Raw genomic sequence first — 1,747 nt, forward strand, 5'->3', positions numbered from 1 at the left:
CGCAAGCCCCGTCAGACCACGGCGTAGAATCCCCGCCATTCGCGGCACGGCGCCAGCCGCTCGCTCTGGCCGATCACCGTCTCACCCGCGCCCAGCAGGACCAGACCGCCCGGCCGCAATGCGTCCGACAGCCCGTCGAGCACCCGGCGGCGCATCGGCAACCCGAAATACATCAGGACATTGCGGCACAGGATCATGTCGAACCCACCCGGCAGCACCGGATCGCCGGCCAGGTTGTGGCGGCGATAGCGAATGCGTTCGTTCAGGTCGGCGCGAACGCACCAATCGTCGCCCGTCGGTTCGAACCATCGCACCAGCCGGCCGATGGGCAGGCCGCGCTGCACCTCGAACTGCGAATAGCGTCCGGCGCGCGCCCGCGCGATCGCCGCGCTGGACACATCGGTCGCATGTATCTCGACCGGCACGCCGCGCTCGGCGAACAGCATGGCCAGGCTCAGCGGCTCCTGCCCCGTCGCGCAGCCCGCCGACCAGATGCGGATCGGCCGGTCGCGGGCGGCCAGCGCGGATAGGGCTTGCTCCAGCACGCCGGGGTCGCGGAAAAAGCTGGTTTCGTGGTTCAGCAGCGCCTCGATCACGGCATCGGCCAGCGCACCGTCACGCCCCTGCGCCAGCGCCAGCGCCAGCGCGTCGAAATCGGGCAGGCCACGCGCCTGAAGCACGGGCGTCAGCGTCGAATCGATGCGCCATGCGCGGTTGGCCTGAAGCTGTTGTCCGGTGCGCTTTTCGAGAAGCGTGGCGATGACATTGGTCGCGGCGGGGCGCGGCACCGCCTCCTGACGCAGCGCCATCATCCGATCTCCACAAAGCGCGCGCGAACCGCGCTGCCGATCGCTTCGGGCGGCAGCACCGCTTCGGCAAGTCCGGCCTCGACCACGGCGCCGGGCATTCCCCACACCACCGAACTCGCGCGGTCCTGCGCCATCAGCGCGCCGCCCGCGTCGATCAGGCGGCGGGCGCCGATCACACCGTCGCGCCCCATGCCGCTCAGCACGATGCCCAGCGCACCGGCACCGTAAACATCGCCGATACTGGCGAACATCGGGTCGGCCGAGGGCGTGCAACCGCTTTCCGATGCGCGCCGGTCGATGCGGATGCTCTGGCCATCGGTCATCGACACACAGGTCAGATGCCCTTCACCGGGCGCGATATAGACGTGCCCGCTGCATATCCGCATCCGGTCCTCCGCCACCAGACAGGGGCGTCGCGCAAGCTGTGCGAGCTGGTCGGCGAAATAGGGCATGAAGGTCGCGGGAAGGTGCTGCGTCACCAGGATCGGCGCATCGCAGGCGGCATCGATTTCGGCGAGCATCCGGTTGAGCGCGTGAATGCCGCCCGTCGATGCGCCGATCGCCACCACGCGCGGCGGCGCGCGGCGGACAGGCTGGCGCGGCTTCGCGGAACCGGACGTCGCGCGCTCGACCGGCGGGCGCGCCTCGGCCAGCCGGGCCAGCCGTTCGTGCAGCAGTTCCGCAAAGCGTCCCGCCAGCACGCCGGCGCCCGGTTTGACCAGCGTATCGGCCGCGCCCAGCGCCAGCGCGCGGACGCTGGCCTCGGCACCCGACGCGCAGGTGGTCGACACGATCAGCACCTGTGCGCCGCGCCCGGCGGCCAGGATGTCGGGCAATGCGGCCAGGCCGTTCTGCCCCGGCATTTCGACGTCGAGGACGATCACGTCGGCGCGTTCGCGCGCCAGGAAATTGAGCGCCGCCATCGCATCGCCCAGCGC

2 protein-coding genes are annotated in these 1,747 nt (G+C 70.7%); both read right to left on the reverse strand.

What is annotated here, in order from left to right; translation table 11 throughout:
* Positions 1–11 precede the first annotated feature (11 nt).
* Positions 12–812, reverse strand: a complete 801-nt coding sequence (locus tag VL973_RS03745; RefSeq protein WP_325282688.1) for a CheR family methyltransferase — start codon at positions 810–812, stop codon at positions 12–14.
* On the reverse strand, positions 809–1,747 hold a 939-nt coding region (locus VL973_RS03750), incomplete at its 5' end, for a chemotaxis protein CheB (protein WP_325282689.1). The genes VL973_RS03750 and VL973_RS03745, both read right to left, overlap by 4 nt.

It is taken from the genome of Sphingomonas sp. (genome assembly GCF_035490575.1).
GTDB lineage: Bacteria > Pseudomonadota > Alphaproteobacteria > Sphingomonadales > Sphingomonadaceae > Sphingomonas.